This is a genomic window from Jiangella rhizosphaerae, assembly GCF_003579925.1.
GTDB classification, from domain to species: Bacteria; Actinomycetota; Actinomycetes; order Jiangellales; family Jiangellaceae; genus Jiangella; species Jiangella rhizosphaerae.
Genome location: NZ_QUAL01000252.1, coordinates 1 through 1,811, shown reverse-complemented (window position 1 = coordinate 1,811; position 1,811 = coordinate 1). Strand labels below are relative to the sequence as shown.

Sequence of the window (1,811 nt, the reverse complement as noted above, 5' to 3'; positions counted from 1 at the left end):
GACCCCACCCGCCACCGCGCCCTCCAACAACTCCTCAACCAAGATCAACCGGAGCCGGCTTGACATAGGGCTTCTCATGCGGGAACCTCCACGGTCGATCGGGACGCGAGCAGCGCGGCGACGTCGGACCGGCAGCCGCCGCAGCCGGTGGTCGCGCGGGTGGTGGCGGCCACGTCGGTGACGGTGTCCGCGCCGGCCTCGCAGGCGGCGCGGATGCGGCCGGCCGTGACGCCGTTGCACCGGCAGACGGTGTGGTCGTCGGGCACGTCGGCGGGGTCCAGCGCGGCCCCCGCGTCGACCACGCCGGGGAAGATCAGCGCGCGCCGGTCGGCCGGCACCGGCGCCGCGCGGTCGAACAGCTGCGTGACGGTGCCGACGGTCTCCGGGCCGCCGAGCATGATCGCGCCGGTGACGCGGTCGTCGCGGATGACGACCTTCTGGTAGGTGCCGCGGGCCGGGTCGGCGAAGCGCAGGACCTCGAGGTCGTCGGCGAACTCGTCGACGTCGGTCTCGCCCATCGCCGCGAGGTCGACGTCGGCCGCCTTGAGCCGGGTGACGACCGCCGAGCCACCGTACCGCGCGGACCCGCCGGTGAGCGCGTCGGCCAGCACCGCGGCCTGCTCCCACGCCGGCGCGACCAGCCCGTACACCTGGCCGTCGTACTGCGCGCACTCGCCGATGGCATGGATGGCCGGGTCGGTCACCGACGTCATGGTGTCGTCGACGACGATCGCCCGGCCGACCTCCAGCCGGGCCGCCGCCGCCAGCCCGGTGTTCGGCCGGACGCCGCAGGCGACGACCACGAGGTCGGCCGGCAGCCGGGTGCCGTCGTCGAGCCGCAGGCCGCGCCCGCCGCCGCCCCAGCCGTCGGTGAACCGGACCGCCTGCGCATTGAGCCGCACCCGGACGCCCAGCTCGCGCAGCGTGCGGGCCAGGACGCGGCCGGCGTCGAGGTCGAGCTGTCGCTCCATCAGCCGGTCCGCAGGGTGCACGACCTCGACGTCGACGCCGCGGCCGGCCAGCCCGCGGGCCGCTTCGAGGCCGAGCAGCCCGCCGCCCAGCACCACCGCGTAGCGCACCCGGTCCAGCCGGGACAGCATGGTCCGGCAGTCGCCCAGCGTGCGGAAGACCACGACGTCGCGGTCCAGCTCGCCGTCGTCGCCGACCAGCCCGTCGATCGGCGGCACCCACGGCCGGCTGCCGGTGGCGAGCACCAGGTGGTCGTAGGGGACGTGCTCGCCGGCCGTCGTCAGCACGCGGCGGTGCCGGCGATCGATCGCGGCCACCTCGACGCCGGTGCGCAGCTCGACGTCCTCGGCGGCGTACCAGGCCGACGGCACCGTCTCGATCTCCGCCGGCGTGAGCGAGCCGGCCAGCACCGACGACAGCAGCACCCGGTTGTAGGCGGCCTCCTGCTCCGCGCCGAGGACCGTGACCTCGAACCGGCGGGACAGGTCGCGGGCGCGCAGCTCCTGCACGAACCGGGCGCCGGCCATACCGTGCCCCACGACGACGACCCTCGTCACGACATCACCCGCTCGAGCCGCACGGCGCAGACCTTGAACTCCGGCATCCGCGACACCGGGTCGAGCGCGGGGTTCGTCACCCGGTTCACCGCCTGCTCGCCGCCCCAGTGGAACGGCATGAACACGGTGTCGGGCCGGATCGTCGTGGTCAGCCGGACCCGTCCGACGGCGTCGCCGCGCCGGCTGACCACCCGCACCAGGTCGCCGTCGGCCAGTCCGCTCCGCCCGGCGAGATCGGGGTGGATCTCCACGTGCGGCTCGGTCACCGCGGCGGCCAGCGCCGGG

At 75.5% G+C, this 1,811-nt stretch carries 2 protein-coding genes; both read right to left on the bottom strand.

What is annotated here, in order from left to right; all coding sequences use genetic code 11:
• Nucleotides 1–74: 74 nt before the first annotated feature.
• Nucleotides 75–1,526, bottom strand: a complete 1,452-nt coding sequence (locus tag DY240_RS22895; protein ID WP_119662093.1) for an FAD-dependent oxidoreductase — start codon at nt 1,524–1,526, stop codon at nt 75–77.
• On the bottom strand, nt 1,523–1,811 hold a 289-nt coding region (locus DY240_RS22890), incomplete at its 5' end, for a molybdopterin dinucleotide binding domain-containing protein (RefSeq protein ID WP_325049305.1). The genes DY240_RS22895 and DY240_RS22890, both read right to left, overlap by 4 nt.